34 protein-coding genes and 1 pseudogene are annotated in these 24857 nt (G+C 38.1%); 19 read left to right on the top strand and 16 right to left on the bottom strand.

Features of this window, described 5'->3' with window-relative positions; genetic code table 11:
- Positions 1-117: 117 nt before the first annotated feature.
- Positions 118-792, bottom strand: a complete 675-nt coding sequence (locus AWH49_RS05045) for a C40 family peptidase (protein ID WP_063964866.1) — start codon at positions 790-792, stop codon at positions 118-120.
- A 423-nt stretch (positions 793-1215) separates the two neighbouring features.
- Between AWH49_RS05045 and AWH49_RS05040 the strand changes: the two genes are divergently transcribed.
- The 3 genes from AWH49_RS05040 to AWH49_RS05030 all read left to right on the top strand — a co-directional run bounded on the left by AWH49_RS05040 (position 1216) and on the right by AWH49_RS05030 (position 3369).
- The gene (locus AWH49_RS05040; protein ID WP_063964865.1) at positions 1216-1809 is read left to right on the top strand and encodes a YiiX/YebB-like N1pC/P60 family cysteine hydrolase; all 594 of its coding nucleotides are present in this window, start codon (positions 1216-1218) and stop codon (positions 1807-1809) included.
- Positions 1810-1850: 41 nt separating this feature from the next.
- The gene (locus AWH49_RS05035) at positions 1851-2072 is read left to right on the top strand and encodes a sporulation protein Cse60 (protein ID WP_034284936.1); all 222 of its coding nucleotides are present in this window, start codon (positions 1851-1853) and stop codon (positions 2070-2072) included.
- A gap of 310 nt (positions 2073-2382) precedes the next feature.
- Positions 2383-3369, top strand: coding sequence for a diaminopimelate dehydrogenase (locus AWH49_RS05030; RefSeq protein WP_063964864.1), 987 nt, complete (start codon positions 2383-2385; stop codon positions 3367-3369).
- A 384-nt stretch (positions 3370-3753) separates the two neighbouring features.
- Here AWH49_RS05030 and AWH49_RS18975 read toward each other — a convergent pair whose 3' ends face one another.
- Entirely contained in the window at positions 3754-3879 is a 126-nt protein-coding gene (locus tag AWH49_RS18975) for a YjcZ family sporulation protein (RefSeq protein WP_082862681.1), read from the bottom strand.
- Positions 3880-4159: 280 nt separating this feature from the next.
- Between AWH49_RS18975 and AWH49_RS05025 the strand changes: the two genes are divergently transcribed.
- A complete protein-coding gene (locus AWH49_RS05025) occupies positions 4160-4549 on the top strand; it encodes a hypothetical protein (protein WP_063964863.1) in 390 nt (129 codons plus the stop codon).
- A gap of 28 nt (positions 4550-4577) precedes the next feature.
- On the opposite strand, the gene AWH49_RS20280 is transcribed toward AWH49_RS05025, so the two are convergent.
- From AWH49_RS20280 to AWH49_RS18970, 3 genes are all read right to left on the bottom strand, one after another.
- Positions 4578-4721 (bottom strand): hypothetical protein, encoded by a 144-nt coding sequence (locus AWH49_RS20280; RefSeq protein ID WP_018392769.1) that lies wholly within the window; start codon positions 4719-4721, stop codon positions 4578-4580.
- A gap of 381 nt (positions 4722-5102) precedes the next feature.
- Positions 5103-5402, bottom strand: a complete 300-nt coding sequence (locus tag AWH49_RS05020) for a hypothetical protein (protein ID WP_063964862.1) — start codon at positions 5400-5402, stop codon at positions 5103-5105.
- Between the two features lie 485 nt (positions 5403-5887).
- A complete protein-coding gene (locus AWH49_RS18970) occupies positions 5888-6049 on the bottom strand; it encodes an aspartyl-phosphate phosphatase Spo0E family protein (protein WP_082862680.1) in 162 nt (53 codons plus the stop codon).
- Between the two features lie 278 nt (positions 6050-6327).
- On the opposite strand from AWH49_RS18970, the gene AWH49_RS05015 reads away from it, so the two are divergent.
- Both AWH49_RS05015 and AWH49_RS05010 read left to right on the top strand, forming a co-directional pair.
- Positions 6328-6534 (top strand): hypothetical protein, encoded by a 207-nt coding sequence (locus AWH49_RS05015; RefSeq protein ID WP_018392772.1) that lies wholly within the window; start codon positions 6328-6330, stop codon positions 6532-6534.
- Positions 6535-6918: 384 nt separating this feature from the next.
- Positions 6919-7818 carry a DnaD domain-containing protein gene (locus tag AWH49_RS05010; protein ID WP_063964861.1) on the top strand — a complete coding sequence of 300 codons (900 nt, stop codon included), beginning with the start codon at positions 6919-6921 and terminating at the stop codon, positions 7816-7818.
- Between the two features lie 156 nt (positions 7819-7974).
- Here AWH49_RS05010 and AWH49_RS05005 read toward each other — a convergent pair whose 3' ends face one another.
- On the bottom strand, positions 7975-8427 hold the full coding sequence (locus tag AWH49_RS05005; RefSeq protein ID WP_063964860.1) for an Rrf2 family transcriptional regulator: 453 nt from the start codon (positions 8425-8427) through the stop codon (positions 7975-7977).
- 226 nt (positions 8428-8653) lie between these two features.
- Here AWH49_RS05005 and AWH49_RS05000 point away from each other — a divergent pair, with 226 nt between their 5' ends.
- Positions 8654-9526, top strand: a complete 873-nt coding sequence (locus tag AWH49_RS05000; protein ID WP_063964859.1) for an SDR family oxidoreductase — start codon at positions 8654-8656, stop codon at positions 9524-9526.
- 348 nt (positions 9527-9874) lie between these two features.
- On the opposite strand, the gene AWH49_RS04995 is transcribed toward AWH49_RS05000, so the two are convergent.
- Positions 9875-10156: a hypothetical protein gene (locus AWH49_RS04995; RefSeq protein ID WP_063964858.1), complete on the bottom strand. Its 282-nt coding sequence runs from the start codon at positions 10154-10156 to the stop codon at positions 9875-9877.
- A gap of 279 nt (positions 10157-10435) precedes the next feature.
- Here AWH49_RS04995 and AWH49_RS04990 point away from each other — a divergent pair, with 279 nt between their 5' ends.
- On the top strand, positions 10436-10732 hold the full coding sequence (locus AWH49_RS04990) for an IDEAL domain-containing protein (protein WP_018392777.1): 297 nt from the start codon (positions 10436-10438) through the stop codon (positions 10730-10732).
- 117 nt (positions 10733-10849) lie between these two features.
- Here the strand turns inward: AWH49_RS04990 and AWH49_RS04985 are convergent, their stop codons facing one another.
- Positions 10850-11116 carry a hypothetical protein gene (locus AWH49_RS04985; RefSeq protein WP_063964857.1) on the bottom strand — a complete coding sequence of 89 codons (267 nt, stop codon included), beginning with the start codon at positions 11114-11116 and terminating at the stop codon, positions 10850-10852.
- A gap of 178 nt (positions 11117-11294) precedes the next feature.
- Entirely contained in the window at positions 11295-11495 is a 201-nt protein-coding gene (locus tag AWH49_RS04980; protein WP_034284921.1) for an alpha/beta-type small acid-soluble spore protein, read from the bottom strand.
- 219 nt (positions 11496-11714) lie between these two features.
- Between AWH49_RS04980 and AWH49_RS04975 the strand changes: the two genes are divergently transcribed.
- Positions 11715-12653 (top strand): DUF2971 domain-containing protein, encoded by a 939-nt coding sequence (locus AWH49_RS04975; protein WP_034284920.1) that lies wholly within the window; start codon positions 11715-11717, stop codon positions 12651-12653.
- A gap of 105 nt (positions 12654-12758) precedes the next feature.
- On the opposite strand, the gene AWH49_RS18965 is transcribed toward AWH49_RS04975, so the two are convergent.
- Complete coding sequence (locus AWH49_RS18965) at positions 12759-12863, bottom strand: YjcZ family sporulation protein (protein WP_018392781.1); 105 nt, start codon at positions 12861-12863, stop codon at positions 12759-12761.
- 422 nt (positions 12864-13285) lie between these two features.
- Between AWH49_RS18965 and AWH49_RS04970 the strand changes: the two are divergent.
- The 3 genes and pseudogenes from AWH49_RS04970 to AWH49_RS04960 form a co-directional block, all read left to right on the top strand.
- Positions 13286-13903 (top strand): annotated as a pseudogene (locus AWH49_RS04970) (ATP-binding cassette domain-containing protein); the annotation flags it as partial.
- Entirely contained in the window at positions 13896-14687 is a 792-nt protein-coding gene (locus AWH49_RS04965; protein WP_063964856.1) for an ABC transporter permease, read from the top strand. The pseudogene AWH49_RS04970 and the gene AWH49_RS04965, both read left to right, overlap by 8 nt.
- Before the next feature lie 3 nt (positions 14688-14690).
- Positions 14691-15476, top strand: a complete 786-nt coding sequence (locus AWH49_RS04960; RefSeq protein ID WP_034284914.1) for an ABC transporter permease — start codon at positions 14691-14693, stop codon at positions 15474-15476.
- A gap of 133 nt (positions 15477-15609) precedes the next feature.
- Here the strand turns inward: AWH49_RS04960 and AWH49_RS04955 are convergent, their stop codons facing one another.
- The 3 genes from AWH49_RS04955 to lexA form a co-directional block, all read right to left on the bottom strand.
- The gene (locus AWH49_RS04955) at positions 15610-15840 is read right to left on the bottom strand and encodes a hypothetical protein (protein ID WP_063964855.1); all 231 of its coding nucleotides are present in this window, start codon (positions 15838-15840) and stop codon (positions 15610-15612) included.
- Positions 15841-16011: 171 nt separating this feature from the next.
- A complete protein-coding gene (locus AWH49_RS19890) occupies positions 16012-16170 on the bottom strand; it encodes a hypothetical protein (protein ID WP_157723668.1) in 159 nt (52 codons plus the stop codon).
- 288 nt (positions 16171-16458) lie between these two features.
- Positions 16459-17076 (bottom strand): transcriptional repressor LexA, encoded by a 618-nt coding sequence (gene lexA, locus AWH49_RS04950; RefSeq protein ID WP_063964854.1) that lies wholly within the window; start codon positions 17074-17076, stop codon positions 16459-16461.
- A gap of 154 nt (positions 17077-17230) precedes the next feature.
- On the opposite strand from lexA, the gene yneA reads away from it, so the two are divergent.
- The 6 genes from yneA (at position 17231) to AWH49_RS04920 (ending at position 21793) form a co-directional block, all read left to right on the top strand.
- Positions 17231-17542, top strand: a complete 312-nt coding sequence (gene yneA, locus AWH49_RS04945; RefSeq protein ID WP_157723667.1) for a cell division suppressor protein YneA — start codon at positions 17231-17233, stop codon at positions 17540-17542.
- 6 nt (positions 17543-17548) lie between these two features.
- Entirely contained in the window at positions 17549-18202 is a 654-nt protein-coding gene (locus AWH49_RS04940) for a YneB family resolvase-like protein (RefSeq protein ID WP_063964853.1), read from the top strand.
- Between the two features lie 72 nt (positions 18203-18274).
- Entirely contained in the window at positions 18275-18508 is a 234-nt protein-coding gene (locus AWH49_RS04935) for a DUF896 domain-containing protein (RefSeq protein ID WP_063964852.1), read from the top strand.
- A gap of 129 nt (positions 18509-18637) precedes the next feature.
- Complete coding sequence (gene tkt, locus AWH49_RS04930) at positions 18638-20641, top strand: transketolase (protein ID WP_018392795.1); 2004 nt, start codon at positions 18638-18640, stop codon at positions 20639-20641.
- Positions 20642-20775: 134 nt separating this feature from the next.
- A complete protein-coding gene (locus tag AWH49_RS04925) occupies positions 20776-20991 on the top strand; it encodes a YneF family protein (RefSeq protein WP_018392796.1) in 216 nt (71 codons plus the stop codon).
- Positions 20992-21229: 238 nt separating this feature from the next.
- Entirely contained in the window at positions 21230-21793 is a 564-nt protein-coding gene (locus tag AWH49_RS04920; RefSeq protein ID WP_063964851.1) for a tyrosine-type recombinase/integrase, read from the top strand.
- Positions 21794-21886: 93 nt separating this feature from the next.
- On the opposite strand, the gene AWH49_RS04915 is transcribed toward AWH49_RS04920, so the two are convergent.
- The 3 genes from AWH49_RS04915 to AWH49_RS04905 all read right to left on the bottom strand — a co-directional run bounded on the left by AWH49_RS04915 (position 21887) and on the right by AWH49_RS04905 (position 23241).
- Entirely contained in the window at positions 21887-22192 is a 306-nt protein-coding gene (locus tag AWH49_RS04915; RefSeq protein ID WP_157723666.1) for a hypothetical protein, read from the bottom strand.
- Positions 22193-22322: 130 nt separating this feature from the next.
- Entirely contained in the window at positions 22323-22751 is a 429-nt protein-coding gene (locus AWH49_RS04910) for a DUF3139 domain-containing protein (protein ID WP_063964849.1), read from the bottom strand.
- 1 nt (position 22752) lies between these two features.
- Complete coding sequence (locus tag AWH49_RS04905; protein WP_063964848.1) at positions 22753-23241, bottom strand: helix-turn-helix domain-containing protein; 489 nt, start codon at positions 23239-23241, stop codon at positions 22753-22755.
- A 310-nt stretch (positions 23242-23551) separates the two neighbouring features.
- Between AWH49_RS04905 and AWH49_RS04900 the strand changes: the two genes are divergently transcribed.
- Entirely contained in the window at positions 23552-24766 is a 1215-nt protein-coding gene (locus AWH49_RS04900; protein ID WP_063964847.1) for a DUF3221 domain-containing protein, read from the top strand.
- Positions 24767-24857 lie beyond the last annotated feature (91 nt).

Genomic DNA, 24857 nt, shown 5'->3' with positions numbered 1-24857 from the left:
AAAAGGTGTTTTGATCCCTGTCTCAAAAACGGGGGTCAGTCCCTTTTAAGAGTGGGCTTTTTTATGAAATACTTATTTAAGGGCCAGGTTTCCATGATTGCAAACGCTTTTACCTACTTAATTTATTATCCTTTTTGCACCAAGATAACGTTGTGACCAGTATGAATTATCCAGTGATGTAGTCGTTACTCCTTTTGAGGAAGAGCTATGTATAAATTTATTTCCGCCAATATAAATACCGGCATGTGAAGCGCCTTTTTTATAGGTTTGGAAGAAAACAACATCGCCGACTTGCGGAGATGAAACTTTTTTCCCATTATTATAAATATCAGCTACGGTTCTTGGAATGTTAGTTTCCGCACCTTCATTGAATACATATTTTAAAAAACCGCTGCAATCAAATCCTTTAGGTGTGTTGCCTCCCCATACATATGGAACACCCGTATATTTTTTCGCCACGCTCACAAGGTTGGAAGAAGCGGCCTTAACTTGTGAACTTGGTTTTTTCGTTATACCCAATGCTCTGTATGTATTAGCCCCAACAATTCCATCGGCCTGTAATCCTTTTTTCTTTTGAAAATTCATCACGGCTCTCTTCGTACTTGCACCAAAATAGGTACTTCGATGATTTGAATTAAAGAAGCCTTTCTTTTGGAGTATTCCTTGTAATTCCACTACATCTTGATGTTTCATATTTGCTTTTAATGCCCGGTCGCCCAAAGCAGCTTCACTATTGATTGGTCCGCTAAGTAAAATGCCTGTGACTGCCAGTGCCGCTATAACCTTTTTCATCTCTATTATCCTCCTGAAACGCATTTAAGGCTTTTTTTATGAGTTTAGCATTTAAACATCACAATTATATTTTGATAGGGTAACAATTCAATGACGAAACATTGCAGTTATGCAACAAATAAAAAAACCGCAGAAAAAGATTTTTCTGCAGTAACTTGTTCCATTCGTGAATTATAGTCGGCTATAGTATCGAGCATAAGTGGAACGATTCAATTTAAGCGTTTTTCATACTCTACAATAGTGCTCTTTTTTTAATGTCGTCTTTACGATTTTATTATAAGTGAAAAAAATGCCCATTCATATAATTGTGTGAAAAATGGATAAAAAACATAATTCAACTTACCTCTTTGTCAATCAGACATATAATTTAATAAGGAAGACAGGTGAAGAGTGTTTGGATTCATTTTGAAGGAGTGAACGGAAATGGGAACACGTAAATTTCAGGGGATTTATCAGCTTCATTATGAAGAAGCAATGGATAAAATACAAACGGGCGATCTTTTGTTTTGCAGTGGCAGCTCCCTGGTTAGTGAGCTCATTAAAAAAGCATCCAACTCGTTCATGAGCCATGTGGCCTTTTTATTTGAATGGAACGACCGGGTGCTTGTTTTTGAAAGCGTAGAGAGCATGGGCGTCCGTATCGTTCCTCTTTTGCATTACATGACGAATTATAAAAATACGGGGAAAAAGTATAACGGCGGGCTTTTCATTGCACGTCATGAAAAACTGATTGATTCTTATTTTGACCGAACGCTTCTGAAAAATATGATTGGAACAGGGATTGATTCGCTCAACCGTAGCTATGATCAAACGGAAATTATTCGGATTTTGACGAGGATCAAGTTAGGGATTGGCAAGCATAAAGAAGATAATTATGAATATATTTGTTCTGAATTCGTTGACCATTGCTTTCAGCAAATAGGCGTCCGTTTTCCACGCACGATGGAAGGCTTTATTTATCCAGAGCATATTGCGGCTGATTCCAACGTATATCCGATGTTTGAAATTGTTTCATGACAGGGAACTCCGGTCCAATTTAAGGAAAGGAGGGTGTAAACATGAAGAAACAACATTATTCAGTAAAAGGTTTTGAACATAATAAATACGAGGAATTAACTAGAAATATTAATCTTTTTATTTATCATCAGCTATACGAAGGTCAATTAATTGATATAAAGTACAATATGGTCCCTTTATCTTTGAGTACTCACACAGAATCCGATGTACAGCCTAACATTCATTACACGGCTTTAGTTATTTACAAAAAAGTACATCAATAATGAACAAATGCCGTCCCGGGTAGGGGCTGGCATTTTTCTTTGTTTAGGAAATTATAAAGCTGCTAAGATGGTGAATAAGTTATCGATATCTAGCTCCAGCTCCAGTGCTTTTATTCTTTGTCATACGAAATTTTTCGTTGCTAATACCAAATCGACAAAATTAACTAAATATTGGGGAGTGACTGGCACCATTTATCATGAAAACTAGTATTTGTACACTTTGCTAAAAAAAGCTATTATAAAACACAATGGTATTAAAAGAATGTTAAAAATACCACGTGTGAAAAATACAACTAATGAGGAGAAAATCATGAGTAATCAAATTAGAGTAGGAATTGTAGGGTACGGAAATCTTGGCAGAGGAACTATAGAAGCAATCAAGCAATGCCCAGATTTGGAGCTTGTCGCTATTTTTACAAGAAGAGTTCCTGAAAATCTTGTATTAAATGAACCAAATATAGAGGTTCTACATATTTCTAGAGCAGAGGACTATCAAGACAAAATTGACGTGATGATTTTGTGTGGAGGCTCAGCAACGGATCTTCCGGATCAAGCCCCTTATTTTGCAAGAATGTTTAACACGATTGACAGCTATGATACACATGCTAAAATACCTGAATATTTTAGTATTGTTGATAATGCAGCGAAGGAAAGCGGGAAGACAAGCATTATTTCTGTAGGCTGGGATCCAGGTTTGTTCTCTATTAATCGTTTAATGGCAGAGGCTATTTTGCCAAACGGTGAAAATTACACCTTCTGGGGGAAAGGGCTCAGTCAGGGACATTCAGACGCAATTCGTAAAGTGGAGGGTGTGGTAGGCGGTGTTCAATACACTGTACCAATTGCTGAAGCGGTAGAAAAGGTAAAAGGTGGAGCAAATCCTGAACTAACTACTGCAGAAAAACACCGACGTGTTTGTTATGTAGTTGCTGAAGAAGAATATGATAAAGCAAAAATTGAACATGACATTGTAACAATGCCAAACTACTTTGCTGACTATCACACAGAAGTGAACTTTATTTCAGAAGAAGAATTAAAAGCGAATCACTCGCAATTGCCACATGGTGGATTTGTCATTCGCGGTGGGCAAACAGGACAAAATCATAAACAAATTATGGAATTCTCACTCAATCTCGAAAGCAATCCGGAATTTACAGCTAGTGTACTCGTAGCTTATGCGCGAGCTGCTTATCGATTAAATAAAGAGGGACAAGTTGGTGCAAAAACGGTTTTTGAAGTTGCGCCTGTTTATTTGTCACCGAAATCTGCAGAAGAATTGAGAAGAAATTTATTATAGAATCTGCCCAAGGATTTTTTTGAAATGTATATTCTTTTGATCGTTTTGTGAAAGTGAACAAAGTGTCAAACCTTATAGCGGGAAATGGAAACAGTATCAGTTTCATGTTGGTTAACTTTAATGGCTGAAAATATAGATGAACACTACCACAACAATAAGTTGATACATCAATATTTATAGAGGGAAGGATCAAAAAGAGTTATATTAGTTTGTTATGGGTCTTACCAAGTGATTGGTAAGACTTTTTTTGTTCGAAACAAAATAAGGGTGTCCCTAGTCAGTTGTCGCTGACTTTTGGAACACCCTTTTTAATCTTGATGGTTAAGGCAGAAGATAAAAGGTGAATTCTTTCAAAAGGGCCTTACAGATATAATGGGTTGCTTGTTAACAGCATCCACCACCACCGTATCCACCACCCACGTAAGATGCTCCAATGATGATTAAAAGAATGAACAAGACAACAACTAGCGCAAAACCAGAGCCATATCCACCACAGTTTTCGGAACTCATAATTTATCACCTCTTTGTGAATATAGTATGGAAAAAATCAAACGAATCTTGGATAAATGACCATAGGAAAATAAAAAAGTGTTATCCATAATGGGGAAACCTAATAAGAGAAGGCGATTTTTTAAACAAATTTCCACATTTATAGGCTTTACGAAGACCATAAGCTAAATGAACGTATGAATAATGGATGGAAGTTTGGGCATAATAGGGACCAAAATGCTGTTAGCCAGTCAGAAATAGATCGGCGTGTTAAGCAGGTATAAATGGAGGCACAGGTTAAATGAACGATAGAAACGATCAATTGCAAGAATGGATTCGTCAGTTAGAACAAGCTCATGAATACGGAATGTTCTTTGATAAGCAAACAGTGGCTGAAATGTTGTTTTTAATGGAGCGCCAGCAGCAAGATTTGAAGAGGATGGATGCGGTCATTAAGGCAATGGACAAGCAAAAAGTGAAAATGGTACAACGTCATACCGCGACAGTCGAAAACAGCTTTTCGTTGTTAGAAGAACTTCAAAAGATGCAGTCGAAAATAACGAGGTATGAAGAAGAGTTGGATTTTTGTGCGAATGCTATTAAAGCCATCGCAAACGATGCTCGTTCAGGCAGGTTGATCATACGAAAGGAAGAGGGGGAAATGGCAGGGAAAGCATTGGAGAGAAAATGATGGACACATAAGGAATGGATTGAGGGGGTTATGCTGAACAAATCGCCATAGCTTCACTTAAAAGCTGGATATCACTCTGAATTTGCTGTTTAACAAACAAATCTTTACATCTGTAATAATCATCAATTAAGCGTTCAAGTTCTTTAAAAAGATAAATAATTAAATCATTCAAAGCAGACTCTCCTCTGTAGGCAATTTATGCATCATTAATATAATATATGACGTAACGATAAGTATTAGAACAATTTTATCAAAAATATAAAAAAAAAACGGAAAAATAAAATGAAAAGACAAAAATATAACAAGTAATCCTGTTCCCTTCGACGAAACGATGAATTAAAAAAAGCCGAGGGAAACCCCCGGCTACAAGGAGTGGAAGGAGCGTACTGACGGGAAAGTCTCACGCAATAACAGTGTAACCAATTCAGAGAAATTTATACAAAAAAACCGGGATTTTTCCCGGTTGGATACATTTTCATCTTAAATGAAAGGCATTTAACCTTTGTTATGCATTTGTATCTGATTAATTTGAATGTTTCGTTCATTCAAATGCTTAGCTTGAATATGTCCAGTTTGTACTTGGCTGTTTTTTAGAAAGTGAATTCATCTTCACCTTCATGACCGCGACGGTGTCTTTAACTGTAATGATTTCGCCGTGTGTGTGATGAAGATTAAGCGCTATACTTTTCAGTTTAGCGTCTTTTTTTTCTAGGCGATCACAAATGACATTGACTAATTCTACGTTTTTCTTCAGTTGAGATTGCATCGTGTCCATTTTTGATTCTAAATGGTTCAACTGAGAATCCATACTGTCTAATTTGGATAAAACTTGTTGCAGCAGTTGCTCACTCATAAGAGTCTCCTCCTCATCAAATAATAATGAATCTTCAATTTGTTTAGTTGTTCCTCAACTAGTAAAACGCTTACAAAAAAAGCGCCTGAATTTCTAGCAAATCTAGATAAGCCGATTGATTGAGCGGCTTCTTTTTAAATACGTTTTCCTCTTAAAAATACAAGTTGAATCCTATGAATCTTTTTTCTGTAAGGATTGCCGCCTTATCTGTTTCTATTATAAATAAAAAATGATAACAATTGTATTAATGATAGAAAATGTTATAAAAAAATAAAAATCAAAATGTGTAAAATTTAAATAAAATAAAAAAAGCCAGGGATTTTCCTGGCTTAAAATAGTTGAAAAACGAATAATGCTATCCAAGTAAGGCGGGGGAATGAAACGAAACAACATCAGTATACATGATGAAAGAGAAATTTATACAAAAAATCAAAACGGTTTCCAGATGGATAAAAATAAAAGCATTTTAATAAAGGAATTTAACGTCAGCTTTTCAATTGTGCTTGAATAATTAATTTATCTAGCTCTTCGCTATACTTAAGAGTATCACTACTTCCGAGACCTTTGGCTGTTCCAACAGAAATCAATAACTTACGTAACTCATTAATTTGAGTGTTCAACTTATCCAAATTCTCTTGACTACTCACAATGAAATCTCTCCTGTGTATTATTATTTATTTACGTGCATGTTTAAAATATGACATAAGCATAAATTATCTTTTTGTTAATGAAAATAGCTTCGACAAAAATGCTGACAATATAACATTTTTTGTTTGATGAAAGAAACATATAAGATAAAAGGATCAGGCATCAACGGGTGCTCCTGTCTATTTTTACTGTTATATGGGAGGGGAAGCGAGAAAAAAGGAAAAATATCTACTTTTGTCGAATTATTATAAAGTAAAGCCAAGAAGGGGATGGTATTTTGAAAGCTATAGTAAAGCTTAAGAATGGTAAAATTTTTGCGTATAATTCTATCGAAAATTATGACCCAAACGAAGCAGAAGGGCCCTTTATCGATGTCCTAATAGAAGGGATTAAGAATAAATCAGAGGATTCTACATTTGAAAATACGACTGGAGAACGAACATTTGCAGCTTCTGATATTTATTCAGTAGAACTTATCCTATAATGATACAAGCATCCTGTAGGGTGCTTTTTTCTTTGGATCAATAAAAAACCCTCTCCTACTTGCGTAGGAAAGGCGCCGTGAAAAGTGCGACTATAGGCGCTATTTCTAGTGTCAATTGGGTCGTCAATTCCACAGCTATCATCCTTTCTGACAGGGAAGTCCCATATCCATTCTTGGGCGTAATCCACAAGAATAGAAAACAGAATAGGTGATTTTATTATGATACAACATAATGGAATATATGGGAATAAATATTTCTATATTAGGGATATCGATATAGATGTTTCAGATGATTGATGTACCTTTTATAGGATGAAGAAAAAGACTCTTGAGCAGACTAAATAGACGAAACAGAATGAATAAATAAGGAGTGTGTTTGTAATCATGGCGAAATTCAGAATGGTTCATACAGCGTTTTGGGACGATTCAAAGGTGAATGAAAAAATGACGCCGGAGGACAGATACTTTTTTCTCTATCTTTTAACTAATGGGAGCACAACTGAGGTTGGTATTTACCAGATCACTAAAGAGCAAATGGCTTGTGAGATGGGCTATTCCATCGAGAGCATCCATTCATTAGTGCAACGGTTTACGGATCATTATAAATTGATCAAATACAGTGAACAAACATGTGAAATGGCGATTCGGAACTGGGGACGATATCACTTCAACGAAGGTGGAAAACTGGTAATGGATTGTATACAGGCTGAGCTGAAATTAGTGAAAGAGTTATCTCTTATTCAGTTCGTTGCAGAGCGAATTGAGAAGCCAGAAATTAAAACAATGTACACTATGTACTATGACTCGTTATACGATACGTCTATGAAACGAGGACAAAATCGTGCTAGTCGTTCATATTTTCAATATAAAAATGTCTCTTCTTTTTACCAAAACAATTTCGGTGTAGAGTCACCATTCATAACGGATAAGCTGACTCATGCTATAAATGAATTTGGTGAAGTCATCGTCATGGAAGCGATGAAAAAGACGCTATCAGGCAACAAACGTAATTGGAATTACGTAAATGGCATTTTAAAAAAATGGCGGGATCATAAAGTGAAGACATTGGGCGACATAAAGGCATTGGATATAGAAATCGAAAACAGTCGCAGCCAATCCAGTGGTCATCGCGGATCGACTCGAGTAGAAAATCCGCCTGCATGGTTTGGAAAATCTGAAATGGCTGAACAGCCAAATGAAATTGATGCAGATTTCGAACGGGAAAAACAGGAGCTGCTTGCTTTATTACAGAAGAGAGAACGAAAGATAAATAAATTAGGCTAATATGACGAGCGGGTATAAACAAAGTTTATAAAAAGGATGCGACGTTTTGAAGATTGAGTTAAAGATCCTGTTTAAGTTTACAGGATCTTTCTTATTTAACTATAGGGACAGTTTAGTGAAATAAAAGTGTTGGAAAGAAAAAAAGAACGTCTCCTATTAATTGCTTAATTCTTTACTGTTTATTTTATCCTTATCAACAATATCCTTTACAACATCTTCCAGGGTTACATTTCTCAAAGTTTTCTCCAATGCTAATTGAGCAGCTGTAAATAATGGACCTATTGTATCTTGGATATTCCTTCCTACAGTGCAAGCTGGATTTGGTTCTTCATGTACACTAAACAATTCATTCTCTTGTACTACATTAACTGCCTTATATACGTCTAGTAATGTAATATCAGATAAATCCCTAGCAAGTTTAGCTCCCGCAATACCAGGATGTACTTCTACTAACCCTGCTTTTTTAAGCATCCCCATAATTTTTCTTATCACGGCAGGATTCGTGTTTACACTACCTGCTAAAAATTCTGATGAGCTTATCCCCTCTTTATTTATTTCAATAAGAGCTAATATATGAATTCCAACGGCAAATCGACTACTTATAGACAATCTTCAATCACCTTCCTTGTATTTATAACAAAATACCTTTACTTTGTAACATGTAATTAATTCAATTACAAATGTATCATACCTTAAAATAAAGAACAAAATTAAAAAAGGTTTTTTGAAATTGTTGACAAAAACACATAAAGTAACTATCATGATTACATGTAATCGAATGGGTTACAGTTTAACAAGAAAGATTTAAACAAAACATATATCGGAGGAAAAGACAATGAAAATGCTAGTAACAGGTGCAACAGGAAAATTGGGAACAAAAGTTGTAGAGACCTTATTGAAAACTGTACCAGCGAGTCAACTCGCTGTCAGTGTTCGCAATCCAGAGAAAGCGGAAGGATTACGAGCTCGTGGAGTAGAAGTTCGCCAAGGAGATTTTGATCGTCCAGAAACATTGGATTCTGCTTTTGCAGGTATCGATCGCTTATTAATTATTTCTGCGGATGGAGACAATGAAACAAGAATTCGCCAGCATACAGATGCGGTAGCTGCAGCAGAGCGTGCTCAAGTTAAATTCATTGCTTATACCAGCTTAGGGAATGCAAGCGAAAGCGCCATGTTTCTTGCCCCACCACACGTTGCTACGGAAGAAGCTATCTTGAAAACAGGCATTTCTTACTCTTTCTTACGCAACAACTGGTACTTGGAGAATGAAATCACAAGCATTCAAGGTGTCCAGGCAGGAGCACCTTGGGTGACGTCTGCAGGTTCTGGTAAGGTTGGTTGGGCACTACAACAAGATTATGCAGAGGCTGCGGCAGCTGTACTGGCGGGGAATGGACACGAGAATACGGTCTACGAGCTTTCTGGCAAGCTAATGACTCAAGAAGAATTTGCATCTGTTCTTGGCACTGTATTGGGTAAAGAAGTACCTGTGCAACAGGTTGATGACGTTACTTATGCTGACATCATGAAGGGTGCAGGCGTACCAGAATTCATTATTCCTTTTCTTGTAGACATCCAGAAAGGCATTCGGGATGGAGCTTTGGAAATCGAAAGCAATGATTTCGAAAAACTTCTCGGACGTCCAGTTACGCCAATCAGCAATGCGTTGACTCAAATTGTTAACGAAATCCCTCAAACAAAATAATTGAACTAAATTGAAAACCGACCTTTCTGAATGGAGCAGAGGTCAGTATTTAAATAAGAATAAAGCAAAGCTAATCAGTTTCAAGATAAAAAAATACCATTAGTGTTTACGCTAATGGTATTTTTTATCTATTTATAAAAGAGTGAAGCAATAGTTTAGTAACCAAATATAAATATTAAAATCAACACAGTTATTTAACAGAGCCTAAAAATAAAAAAGCCGAGGAAGCCTCAGCTAAAGATTAGAAAAAATTGAACAATAAAAGTATGTCCAGTATAAAAAAAAATGTAGAAAAAAACTGAGAATTTTGAGAACGGTCTCAACTGGATATAATGGCAAAGTAAAATCCTAATTGCTTTTAGGACTTTGCTTTTTTAAGTTCACAGCAATGTAGATCAAGGATAATAAAAGAATGAAGATTTTTTCCCATCCGTCGCTATTTTTCTTATACATATTTTGTGAAGCTCGAAAATCTTGCTGATTCATTTGATTTTGCTGCTTCTGCCTATGCCTCTGTCTTTGAATTTGAGAAGATTGTTTTTGACTGATTAACGCTAAATCTGCTGCGAATTCGGTTTCAAATGCTTTTTTCGCATCTTCAATGATATCTATTTCATTCTGTTCGATCATAAATATTTCCTCCTTGAAAAAGTTAAGTGATGAACAGCATTAGAGTACCTCATTAAGAGAATTAAATACCAAAAATAATACGTTTTACCGATTTAGAGCGATTGATCAATTCTTTAGATTGAAAAGACAATGCCAATTAAAGAGCATGATAAAGATGGACTAGATGTATTCATCTTTTCAATTCATTAAAAATTGCTTGAAAAGGCGATTAAAATAAGGGTCACTAACATAGGATTTAATAATGGGATTTGGAAGAGAAAATAATAAGGGGTGACAGCCTTGTATGTAGGAGAGTGGGTAAACGTTGCAAGCGGTGATTATAAAGATGTTGGTTACGTGAGTAATATTGGATGTTATAGCGGCCAAATTGAAATCATAAAAGTGGCCAGGATCAGAGATGGCATCATTGAATGGTCAAAGCCAACACAGAAATCGTATGATGCACGCCTGCTCAAACCGATCGGCACGTTATTGGATCAATTGCAGGATAAATCAGCGTTAATCAATATGTCGCTCGATACGAAGGATAAGGAATGGTTTGAAGAACTTACCAAGAGGAAGCTGCTTGAAGAGTGATTGCGAATGTATGTTTAAGTAGCTTCCTGCGCTACAAAGGGAAAAGAGGTTAAAAAAACAGGGAGAAATAAGAGAAAGGGACAGGTGCCTAAACCCGTCCCTAAAAAAGTATTGAGTTTAGATTATTAATCCACGGCGCCCCCTACCGTAAGCCCCGTATCCGTATGGATTGTTGTCACCGTAGCTGTCATAGGAACTGTATGGATCGTATCCTCCATATCCGCCATAAGGATCATAACCACTTTCGCAACAATCTCCACTACGACCGTATCGGCGGCCTGCGTAAAATGCTCCACCAATGATGAAAAGGATGAATAAAACAATCAGCACTTTAGAGCCATAGCCGTATCTGCTGCCAGCCGGTTCTCCAAATGAACAACTCATAGACATTTCCACCTCCCTCTGTTACATATTATATGGAAAATGTCACTAGGTGATTGGACGAAAAATGAATTAAAATGAGATGAAAGCTGTTAAGTGGTTGTCAGAAAGAAGATGGTTTAAAAAGTGTAAGGACAAAGACAAAATCCATCCGTGTGAGGGATGGACTTTGAAAAGACGATTAACGATTAAGTTCTTGTTGTGCCAGACGAATTAAACGCTTTGTGATTTCGCCACCGGTCGAACCATTTGCGCGAGCGGTTGTATCGGCTCCCAGGCTGACACCGAATTCGTTGGCAATTTCGTATTTGAATTGCTCCAAAACACGTTCTGCACCAGGGACTAAAAGTTGATTTTGGTTTCCACGATTACTGGACGGCATCTTTTTCACCACCTTTTTTGTATGAAGTTAATATGGGCCGCAGGAGATACAATCATTCAAAAAAACCGATAGTAAATTCTAGCGGTTTTGGGGAGAAGCTGCTTATGAGATAACGTGTTCATTTTATTCAGCGCTGAATATAGGAATACTTAAAAATGAATAACGATAAATTCAATCCTTTTGGCACATAATAGGGGAAAGCTGGGAGGAGAGAAGAGAATGGAAAAGAAATTATCTGAAATACAGCAGATTGACGATCTTGAAGAGTTTCTTCACTCACTTGAAGCTGACCAGATGCCTTTATTGGAAGGATCAACCTCTCTTTTTCACTACAGTAATGGACAAGGGTTAAAAAGTATTATTGAAAATGGTGAAATGTGGCTGTCTAAAAGCGGATTTCTGAATGATAAGTTAGAAATAAAATATACACTCGAATTGGTGTTATCCATTATCGAAGAACTTTTAGCGGATGAACCATCTAAAGAAGAGTTGCTTTTTAACGAATGGTTTAAACAGATGATTGAACAGAATTTGTTTTCTTTTGAAATCTTTACACTATCGTTTAGCAAGCACGGCGATTCTAATCTTCTTTGGTCCAATTATTCAAATAATGAAGGATATAACATCGAGTTTAGTTACCCAGAAATAGCTAAAATACTCATTAAAAACTTGAAAAATGCCTATCCAACTAGAAAATTCACTATTTACCCGTATTTTGTTATATATGACAAAGAACAGCAAATACAGTTGCTGAAGAGAGAAATCATTAATTTGTATAAACTGTTTCTCTACGATCATTATCGTGGGGAAGAACGATTTCATTTTCAAAAAGGGAAAAGAATTTTAGCGAATATTATGTGCTATTCCACTTTCTTCAAAGACGGTAGTTTTCATCAAGAAGAAGAGTTCAGAATCGCTGTTTTTAATCCGGAAAAAAACGAAAAACCAGTTTATCATTGCAGGTTAAGCAATGGAGTGTTTATTCCTTATATGGGCATTCGAATATCAAATGAATCAAATAATATGCCGATAAAAGGAATAACGATTGGTCCGAAAAACAGTCTGGACATTGCAGAAGAAGGATTAAAGCATTTTTTAGATCTCAACGGGCTATCGGACGTCTCCATAAGTAAATCGAAAATACCATATAGATATTAGTGACATGAAAATAGAGAAAGGACTTGCGGCCGCAAGTCCTTTTTTCATACCATCCATCGACAATAGCGTTCAGGTTCATCATACCAATTTAAGCATAGCAGTGGATTAATACCCGCCGTACCCGCCAGCGAAAGATGCACCGATGATGATCAAAAGAATAAACAAAACAACGACTAGCGCAAAACTAGAGCCACTATATGAGCTGCCCATAAGTTTCTCACCTCCTTTAATACATGATATGAAACAACATTCATAACGTATGGACGAAGGTATAGATGAAAAAAATAAAGAATATCGACAAAATTCTACATAAAAGACTTTTATTCAGCGTAAATAGAAAGATACGCATACGATAACGCACTGTTTATGACGGAGGTTGTAGGGATTAGTCGGTATTTGGAAATATCTTTCATAGCTTAAATAAGTTAAAATAAAAGACATGATCATTTGAAGAGAGTGGGTTATTTATTATGGAAACCCTTTCGTTAAAGTGCGTAGCTGAGAGGCAAGTTAGCTATAAAACAGCAAAACTCAACGGAGGTATACGAGTGAGTGTAAACGTCGAAGAAAAGCTGATTCAACCGTATGATATGTTAAAAGACGAAGATTTGATAGAACGTGTTCATAATGTGTATAACGATCATATGAATCACGTCATTGAATCATTAGACATTGCACCGCTTTTAGATAAACCGGTTCGAAAACTGTCACTCGGTCAGCGGATGCGTTGTGAGCTGGCGGCGGCCCTTCTCCACAATCCGCCTCTGTTGTTTTTGGATGAACCGACAATCGGGCTGGATGTGCTTGTGAAGTTGAAAATTCGTGAGTTTTTAAAAGAAATGAACGAAAAATACAATACGACTATTTTGCTGACGACACATGACTTAACCGATATTGAGGCGCTTTGCGAACGGGTTGTGATGCTAGATGAAGGAAAAATCATATACGACGGGAAGCTTGCCAATTTACGTTCCAATTGGGGAGAAGGAAAGCAAATTGAATTTCAGTTTGCGGATCTTCATATGACAAAAGAGCGGTTAACGCCGCTATTGGTAGGGTTTGATGCTGTATGGACGCCGGGAGATCGGAACAATGTATGGGTCGCAAACGTGAAAAATGATGAACAGATCATTTCAAATGCAATTGGCTGCGTCGTCGCTGCGCATAAAATAATGGATTTAAAAGTCCATGAAATGTCGATTGAGGACATTATCCGAAATATTTATGAAGAAGGAATCATGAATGGGTAAGTATATTGAAATGATCCGGATTCGTTTTCTTATGATGCTTGCCTACCGGACGAATTATTACAGCGGCATTTTGATTTACAGTATTAATATTGGAGCGTATTACTTTCTTTGGACGGCAATCTACGGAGACAAAGGGTCGATTGAAGGAATGACCGTTCTTCAAATGACCTCATATATTGCGATTGCGTGGATGGCAAGGGCCTTTTATTTCAATAATATTGACCGGGAAATCGCGCAGGAAATTAAAGAAGGCAAAGTTGCGGTTGAATTGATCCGTCCTTACAACTATTTACTTATGAAAACGATGCAAGGATTCGGGGAAGGTATTTTCCGATTATCGTTTTTCTCGATTCCCGGCATGATCATTGTTGCGCTTATATTTCCGATCACATTTTCAGCTGATCCGATTGTGTGGCTTTTATTTGTGCTGGCACTCGTATTCAGCTTTTTAATCAATATGCAAATTAACTTGTTAACAGGAATTTTGACGTTTTTCTTTTTTAATAATGCAGGTTTGATTCGGGCAAAACGTGTCATTATTGATCTCTTTTCAGGATTATTGCTGCCGATTAGTTTTTTCCCCGGATGGGCGCAGCGGATAATGGATTTTCTGCCGTTTCAAGGAATCAGTTATGTTCCGAGCATGATTTTCACGGAAAGTTTGAGCGGATCAGCGGCCGTGAATGCGCTATTATTTCAATTTGTGTGGGTGTTAATTTTGACTGTGCCCATTCAAGTACTATGGCTCATTGCGAGAAAGCAATTAGTCGTTCAGGGGGGATAAGAGATGAAATATGCAGCGATCTTTTTTCAATATGCCGCCCAGTATTTGAAGACGAGGTTTACATACCGTGTTGATACCGTCATTGAAATTGTGTCGGACCTGTTATCTCAAGCGGTTAATTTCATTTTTATTTTACTTGTTTTTAATCATACCTCTTTTATTAGCGGCTGGTCGCGGGATGAAATAATTTTTATTTATGGCTTTTTTCTCGTGCCATTTGCGATCTTTGGAGCATTTTTTAACATTTGGGATTTCAATGAACGGTATATCGTAAAAGGAGAAATGGACCGCATTTTAACGCGGCCGATTCATAGTCTTTTTCAAATTGTACTTGAGCGGATGGAACTTGAATCGCTCTTTGGCGTGATCACCGGGATAGGTGTCATGTTCTATGCAGGAAGCAGGTTAGGGTTAAGCTTTTCATGGTATGATCCGTTTATCTTTGTCGCCATGGTATTAGGCGGCACGCTTGTATATTCAGCGATTTTTGTCCTCATTGCGAGCATTAGTTTTTGGTCCGACAGCCCGACAAGCATCATGCCGATGATATACAATATTGGCAACTACGGTCGTTATCCGGTTGATATTTACAATCATGTCATCCGATTTGTGCTTACATGGATTTTGCCATTTGCATTTGTCGGCGTCTATCCAGCAGCCTACTTTTTAGGTCGGAAAGACTGGTATGTGTACGCGTTTATGACACCTGTGGCTGGTATCATGTTCTTTATGATCTCTGTCGTTATGTGGAATATCGGTGTCACAAAGTATAGAGGGGCGGGAAATTAATGGAACCGTAATATTCGAATTGTTTTTCAATGCTTAATTCAGTAAATAACAATGCGAGATATTGGAAGATATTCAAATGGAACAATTAATTGACCATAAAGTAATAGCCCATTCTATTAAGCGGAATTGGCTATTACTTTATGAACAAATTAGATTCATCTTTTACATCGTGTAATTCAATTTGTTTCAATTCGAGTTTTAATCTTTCCGTTTCAATTACATAGTTTTCGTGTTTTAGTTTTTCCAGTTCCAATTGATCTTTGAGAATATCGCGTTGGATTTTCGATTGTTTTTGGAAATGATCTGTGATTATCGCTACAATAGGTATCGTAAAAACCATAATGACTGCGACTAAACCTGTCATGTGTCTCACCTCTTTTTTGAAACATTCTGATTATAAAAAAGTATATAGTAATTTTAGAAATAAATAAAGCAAACATATAATGAGTAAATCTGAAGAGGTGTATTATAGTGCTGTTGGTTATTGATAAAAGGAATAGCCTGCCGAACAATGATCCGGAAGGCTGCATCCAGGTTATTTTTTGATCATCCGTACTCCGGCGAAAACATTGACCAGTGCAACAACAATAAATAAAATAAACAGTGTTTGTCCATAAACGCTTACGGCTGCGAGCAGCCAGACAGCGGCCAGTATAAAATAAACAATGCTCATTTTCGGGATGGGTGTCTTCATTAATAAATCGTTCCTTTCATACTATGACGAATTATGTTGACAATGAGTGAAAAATTTTATATATTTATGTATGCGATGAGCTCATTTGCGTAAGACGGACGGACATTCCTTTTAGGAACATGTTGTGGAGCATGGTCTGGACGCCGCAAATTTCGAGAAAACACTCTGTCTTCTGACAGGGTGTTTTTTATTTGTTTTGAAAAATCCCCTGAGACCGAGGGGATTTTTTGTATTGTCATACGCCAGGTTGATCCATCATAACGTGGAGTATACGGACGGGCAGTCATTTTAAATAACTTCTCGATACACGCCGGTGACGATTCCTAAAATGGTGACCGTTGGAAGCAAAATTGGCTCCATCGATGCGTTTTCAGGCTGAAGACGGATATGATCCGCTTCTTTAAAGAAACGTTTAACCGTTGCTTCATCATCCTCTGTCATAGCAACAACAATATCACCGTTTTTCGCTGTTTGCTGCTGTTTGACAACAACGTAGTCACCATTTAAAATGCCAGCTTCTTTCATGCTTTCGCCAACGATTTCAAGCATAAATACGTTCTCATCTGGTGGAGCGAGTCGTTCAGGAAGCGGAAAATACTCTTCAATGTTTTCAATGGCTGTAATCGGTATGCCAGCAGTCACTTTGCCAATGACTGGTACGTTAACGGGGTGCTGTTTTGGTACAGAACTATCCGTGTCTAAAATTTCAATCGCACGCGGTTTTGTTGGATCGCGGCGAATAAAGTTTTTGCTTTCAAGTCTTGCCAGATGTCCATGAACAGTTGAGCTTGAAGCGAGTCCAACCGCTTCACCAATTTCACGAACGGAAGGTGGATACCCTTTTCTTCGTACTTCATCCTTAATGAAATCAAGAATGTCTTGCTGACGTTTTGATAGTTTTGTCATTACCTACACCTCACTTATTTTGTGTTTGCCTACAGTATAACATGTGTTCTGGAAAATGACAAACGTAGGTTCGGAATTCTTCTTGACTGAAACGAGCGTTCGTTTTATTATGAGAATATACAACGAACGAGTATTCGAGGAAAGGGTGTTCTTATTGGAAAAAGCCAAAAATTATGCATTTATGTTAACATTAGCCGTGATGATTATATTAGCAGCCTTCTACTTTACTTTTAACGGAGTAGAGGCCCCATCCTATTCTGAAATAAAAGTGGAAAAAGGAGATTCGCTCTGGAGTTTGGCAGAAGAGTACAAAACACTTCATGACATGGATGAGATAGAATTCATTAAGTGGGTACAGGATGAAAATGATTTGATCACAACGAAAATTTTGCCAGGCGAACAGCTTATCATTCCGGTGCCGTCTGTAAAAAGCGACGGTGGGCTGCAACTGGCGGATGGAGACTGATGATAGATGAAAAAAGCGGTTCTATATTGCCGAGTGAGTACAGAAAAGGAAGAGCAGGTAACATCACTTGAGAGGCAGGAAGAAGAACTAAAAGCATTAGCAAAAGCAAAAGGATTTCAAACGGCAGCGGTTATTAAAGACCAGGCGAGTGGATATGATCTCGACCGGCCAGGTATGCTCGAGCTGCTCGATCTAGTAAAAAGTGATGATATTGATGCCGTGTTAATTCAAGATGAAACGAGAATTGGACGCGGCAATGCTAAAATTGCGCTTATCCATTGTTTATTTAAAGAAGGTGTAGTGGTTTATAGCATTACGGATGACGGTGAACTGCACATGTCTGATTCGGATTCAATGATTTTGCAGATTGTCAGCATAGTAGAAGAATACCAACGGAAAATTCATAATTTGAAGATTAAACGGGGGATGAAACGGGCGGTGGCCAAAGGATATCGGCCTGAAAAGAATTTAAAAAATCGTGGCAATGATCAAGGGCGCAGTCGGAAAGAAATCCCGGTGACAGAAATTGTTCGGCTTCGTGAAAATGGCTTAACATACGAGGAAATCGCCGCAACATTGCGCGGATTCGGGTACAATATTTCGCGCGCGACGATTCACCGGCGTTACATAGAATATAAAGAAAGTGAATCAATCAACTAGGAAGCTTTTTTCTTGTCATAGTTCGTTCTGTTGTGTACGATAACGGCATAAATAGAAAGGAGCATGATCCCATTGTTATCATCTGAAAAGATTGCACGCATAAATGAACTAGCGAAAAAAGCGAAAGAAACGTCTTTGACGGATGTCGAATTAAAAGAGCAATCCGCGCTTCGTAAAGAATATTTAACAACATTCCGCTCATCAATGCGTCAGACAGTCGAATCTGTCCGCATTTTTGATCCGACCGGCGATGAAGTGACGCCGAAAAAAGTGCGGGACATTCAAAAAAGAAAAAAGTTAAATTAAGGAATGTGAAAAAAAGAGAAAATCTGATGATTTTCTCTTTTTTTCACAATTGTTCTGCTTTATTGTTGTGTATTCTTCAAAAGACATTTAATATAAAGGAGTAAATCACCTTTTGAAAGGATGGATCACATGTTTGATAAAACAGACCAACTAGCGGTCACAACAATCCGTACACTATCTATTGATGCAATTGAAAAAGCGAATTCCGGCCATCCGGGTTTGCCGATGGGTGCTGCTCCGATGGCGTATGCACTCTGGACGAAAGTGATGAACCACAATCCGAAAAATCCACAATGGTTTAACCGGGATCGGTTCGTATTGTCTGCAGGTCACGGTTCCATGCTTTTATATAGCTTGCTTCACCTTGCTGGCTATAATTTGCCGCTTGACGAGCTTAAAAATTTCCGTCAGTGGGGAAGTAAAACACCGGGTCATCCGGAATATAAACATACAGACGGCGTTGAAGCAACAACAGGTCCGCTTGGACAAGGGATTGCGATGGCTGTCGGTATGGCAATGGCAGAACGTCATCTTGCATCTGTTTATAACAAAGATGGACACGAAGTCATTGGTCACCATACATACGCACTTTGTGGTGATGGTGATTTAATGGAAGGTGTTGCATCAGAAGCAGCGTCGCTTGCAGCACATTTGAAATTAAATCGTCTCGTTCTTCTTTATGATTCAAATGACATTTCACTTGATGGGGATCTGGACAAATCATTCTCTGAAAGTGTAGAAGGCCGCTTTACAGCATACGGATGGAATTATATCCGTGTAGAAGATGGTAACGATCTTGAAGCTGTGACAAACGCGCTTGAATCTGCGAAAAAAGAAGACAACCGCCCAACAATCATCGAAGTAAAAACAGTGATTGGCTACGGTTCTCCAAACAAATCGGGTAAATCTGAATCACATGGTGCTCCACTAGGCGCAGACGAAATGAAGTTAACAAAAGACTATTACAAGTGGACATTTGATCAAGATTTCCACGTGCCGGATGAAGTATACAATCGTTTTGAAGAAGCCGCTGTTGGTCGTGGTGCGCAGGCGCAAGCTGAATGGGAAAAATCATTTGCATCATACAAAGAAAACTACCCTGAATTGGCAGCACAGCTTGAAAAAGCGATTAGCGGTGAACTTCCTGACGGATGGGATGCTGATCTGCCTGTTTATAAAGAAGGAACAGCTTCTGCATCGCGTGCAACGTCAGGTGATGCATTAAATGCAATCGCGAAAAACGTACCGACACTTATCGGAGGATCTGCTGACCTTGCTGGTTCAAACAAAACAACAATCAAAAACGTTGGCGATTTCATGCCAGGACAGTATGAAGGACGCAACATCTGGTTTGGTGTACGCGAATTCGCAATGGGTGCTGCTATGAACGGTATGGCCCTACATGGCGGTCTTCAAGTATTTGGCGGAACATTCTTCGTGTTCTCTGACTACCTTCGTCCAGCGATTCGATTAGCAGCGTTGATGGGTCTTCCTGTCACATATGTATTCACACATGACAGTATTGCGGTAGGAGAAGATGGTCCGACACATGAGCCGATTGAACAATTGTCTTCATTACGCGCAATGCCGAACTTGTCTGTGATTCGTCCAGCTGATGGAAACGAAACAGCAGCTGCATGGAAACAAGCGCTGACAAGTAAATCAACGCCGACAGCGCTCATCTTGACACGTCAAGACTTGCCGGTTCTGCCATCGTCAGAAGAGCAGTCACATACAGGTGTTGAAAAAGGTGCTTACACAGTTGTGAAAGCAGAAAAAACACCAGATGTTCTTCTTCTTGCGAGCGGTTCTGAAGTTGGCATCGCCGTTGAAGCACAAGAAGCACTTCTTAGCGAAGGCATTCATGCAAATGTGGTCAGCATGCCATCATTTGACCGTTTTGAACAACAGGATGCAGCATACAAAGAGTCCGTTATTCCGAAGTCAGTGAAGAAACGTCTTGGTATCGAGATGGGCTCTTCATATGGCTGGCACCGTTACACAGGAGAAGAAGGCGACGTACTGGCGATCGATCAGTTTGGTGCTTCTGCTCCAGGTGAAACTGTAATGAAAGAATATGGCTTTACAGCTGAAAATATTGTGGCACGAGTAAAAGCTCTTCTAGAAAAATAAGAATTGAAAAGTCCGGGACCTTTGTTCCGGACTTTTTTTCCGGCAAGAATCAACAAAAATTTACCCGCCCTTATTGTATAATCATCAATGGTTTAGTACACTTTGAATAGACAACTTGAAGGAGGAACACGTTTATGTTTTGGTATGTGCTTACGGCTATACTGGCACTCGCTGCCGGCGTTGCCATCGGTTTTTTCATCGCACGCCGTTACATGATGGATTATTTGAAGAAAAATCCACCAATTAACGAGCAAATGCTGCGAATGATGATGATGCAAATGGGACAAAAACCATCACAAAAGAAAATCAATCAAATGATGGCGCAAATGAATAAACAACAGGATAAATAAATCCTTGTTGTATAAGGGATATGAGGAGTTTTTAGCCGTGAAGCGTTATGGCTAGGGTCAAAAAGGTGAATCTTTCTCCTCCAAACTGTGCGAAATTTGATTGATTTTTCATAAAAACTAAGATAACCGCCTTTTTCTGTTGAAAGATACACCGAAAGGGGCGGTTTTTTGTGTTTTTAGAAGATGCTATTAGAGAGTATGATTTTCACTGTATCGCTAAAGGCTATACGAAAAAACAATGATAAACAAACATCAGGAGTATAAGCAGTTAAAAGCATTTCTGGAGAAAAAGCGTGGGATACAAAAACTTAACAGTATCCATACAGACGATTTGAGGGCATATATTCGTTTTAAGCAGCAGACAGGCTTACAACCCCAAAGTGTGGAATCAATGGCTAAGATGATTACGGCTTTTTTTAATTGGTGTATTAGTGAAGAGTATCTGAGTGAAAATCCAATGCGGAAAGTGGAGCTGCCAAAAGTACCGAAGAAGATCCTGGAAGGGTTCACCGCTGAAGAGGTTTTCAGTATGATTCAAGCTTTTGATTATTCTTCTTATCAAGAAGCAAGAAATAAGGCTATTATTGCTATGCTGGCGGACTGTGGGCTGAGGGCAATGGAGATCAGAACACTTCCCTTTAAGAATGTAGGCGAATCATCAATTTTGATTCACGGAAAGGGGAATAAAGACCGAATGGCTTTTATTAGTCCTGCTTTAAAAAAGATTTTAATCAAAATTGTAGCAAGCCGGTCAGACGAAAAATCAAGGAGCTTCCTGAGTAGAAACAATAAAGTGGTTTAATTCTGATTAACAAATGACACGAACTGTTTATGAGGTGATGTTGAAGAAGTGAAACCTTTACTGAACAATAACCAACAAACGCTACTGATCCAGTCACATTTGCGAAATGAAATATGTGACATTGGAGAATTTATGACCCGGTATGTAGAGAAGAAGACTTACAAAACCAAGCATAATGAGGCCTAAAATAAGTCCAACAAAAGCAAGAAGTTTCTTCTCATCTCTTTTTAACAAAGCGATTAAACTTAGGATAACGACTATAGGAATGCCAATATAAAAGGCTAACATCAGATCAAAGGAGACGATCTGAGCATGAATCACTGGTGAAGCAGCCAATAATATACCTAAAATAAATGCTGTATAACTAAGCCATGAATATCTTTTAGAATGTATTTTCATATTTTTCCTCATTTCATCAAAAAAATGATCTTTCAAATAATTTTATGGTCTCTTAATAAGAGGCAGTTTTTAGGAAATTTGAAGGCTGTTTTTTTAATGTCTGGTCCGTCTCAAAAGGTCGAAGAAAATCCTATTTATTATCGTAATAATTTACACAGTTTTCTTCACTATGTTTGGTTGGCTGTTTGATATCTCTGTGTACAGGACTGTATCTTTCACAAAATTGCGTTACATCTTTCCCTTTTTTTCTTACTCCATAAGAATAAGTAATATCAGGTTCATCTTTAAATTTCACATCATATTGAGTATGGTAATAATCTTTATTTGAACTTCCCTTCGGTTCAGCAGGGTGTTGTTCGATTATATCTTTATCTGTATATCCCCTTTTTTCAAGATAGGGGGGAATATGCTTATTTACGAGATATATTTCGTATGGATTCCCATGATTGAGACGGTAGATAACGGCATAAAGAACGGCATAAGGCGTCAGATTAACAAGGATTATAAAGGTAATTACTGAAATGAATAATATTATGTTCCGTTTATTGAATGTTCTCATGTCACGATCGTCCGCTACAAAAAGGAGGATTTATAGGATGATTTTTTAAAAGTTCATCAAAATACATAAACGTTTCATCTTTTTCAAATGAACTAAACCAACGATAATGGTCCATATCTATGATCCGGTAATGTTTGCTTATAACATTTTGTTGCAATACAAAGCCTTTTTCATTCTTCATTTGTTTCCACCAAACTTTTCCGCCCAGTGTTTTTTCCTTTGGTCTATCAACTCTCCCGTGAACCATTGTTTCAATTACTTCTAGGGGTTCCTCACCTAATGCTGCTTGAATGACTTCCGAATCTCCAAATAAGGCACAAATGGCAACGACACAAGTCCATGCAGCAGGCATTCGACCTTTTTCAATCTGAACCAATGTCTTTTTTGAAATACCAAGAACTTCTGCCATTTTTTCTTGTGTATAACCTTTTTCATGCCTTATTAGTTTCACTTTTTTTGAGACAATGTTTAAGACATCTTCTTTGTTCATAAATCCTCCTATAGTTACTTATGTAATTTATAGTGTAATATTACACCTGTTTATTCCGGTTGCCAAGGGGTATTTTGAAGAATCACAATAAGATTAAAATTTATATGTCCCTTCAGCCATCTCTGTAAAAAAGGAATGTTTCAAAACTCGTAATTTAATAAATAGTCTACATGGAAAATTGAAATACAAAGGCTAAAGTTTAGTGCATGACAAAGTCTTTTCATAATTATGGAGAGAGAACATAATTCTGGGATCAATGCCTATTTCTCATTTTTCGGTGGTATGCTGGAAATAAAGGGGGGCGGTAACTGTGAAAAAACTCATGTTGGGATTGATATTGGGTACATTGCTTGCTGGATGTGGAAATGGAGCCTCATCAGTACCAGAAGAGCCTAAAGAGCAGGAGCAAACATCAGAACAGGAGCAGAATGTATTTGTGAAGCTAGAACAGACGACAGAAGATACAGCGCTGCGGGATGCAGCGTATGAAAAAGTACTGAAAAACGAAACACAGACCGGAGGCTATATGGGTGAAAACACCCCGGAACTGCAGGAGGATTTCGGTGTGCAGTCCATAGAATTTAATGCTGTGATAGAAGCAATCAACAGCATTTATGGGAGTTTTTATGAGTACGGTATTCTGTATTTGAAAAATCAGGAATCAGGCGCTAAGGAATCTGGTGTCTGGGTCGGCATAAAAAATCCGGATGATAAAGCGGAGGAACTGGCTCGTCGCCTGCAAAAGCAAGTCGATGAAGGCAAAATTTTGGCTAAATACATTCACTTGTTTGAGAGCGAATACAGTGAATGGGACAATCAGGATTTGATGTATGAAGTGTCGAAAGCGATCAAGCCGATGAAAGACGCAATGCCGGAGCCAGAGCGGGTGGCACTCAGTATGAGCGTGGATACAATCACGAGGACTATTGAAATTGGGCATGACTTTTTAACAGAAGAGCAGATTGAGACGCTGAAGGACAAATTTGCAGACTATGAAATGGACTTTACGCAGGAAGGAAGAATGCTTCCGCTTCCAGGAGAGCCGGATGTTGAATATCAGGAAGAACCCGTCTCGCATAAACAAACAAAAGAGGGAAGCTGGGTAATGAAGGTATCAGCGGACGGCATGCTTGTGGTTGAGGCGCAGCCAGATGATTTCTCTGCAACAGGCGGAGTACCAGAGCATTATGGTGCAGTGGGTTATAACTTTCCAAAAGCAAACGAAAAGCTGAAGATCGGCCAGCGTGTTATTGTCGAGGCATCCGGACCGATCGCTGAATCATATCCGGGACAAGGCAGAGCTAAATTTGTTACCGTTTTACCGGCCTATCAGCCAAAAGGCGCGGATATAACCGAAGAAGATGTTGTTCGAAAAGCGATCGAACAACGAGAGGAAAACCCATACGCAGAAGGTATTCGTGAAATTACCTATAACAAAGAAAAGGACGAGTGGACCCTCACAATTGTCAGCTCAATGGAACCAGAACCCGTTGTCACAGATATTACAATTGCAGACCAAAAATAATAGTCTATTTTAGGTTGTTATTCTAGACTGCTTTATCGACTAAATTTTAGAGAGCGTAAAATATCTTGTGTAAATGAATAAACAGAAAAAG

Origin of the sequence: Domibacillus aminovorans (genome assembly GCF_001643235.1) — a bacterium.
Lineage (GTDB): Bacteria > Bacillota > Bacilli > Bacillales > Domibacillaceae > Domibacillus > Domibacillus aminovorans.
This window is presented reverse-complemented; position numbering and strand designations above follow the sequence as displayed.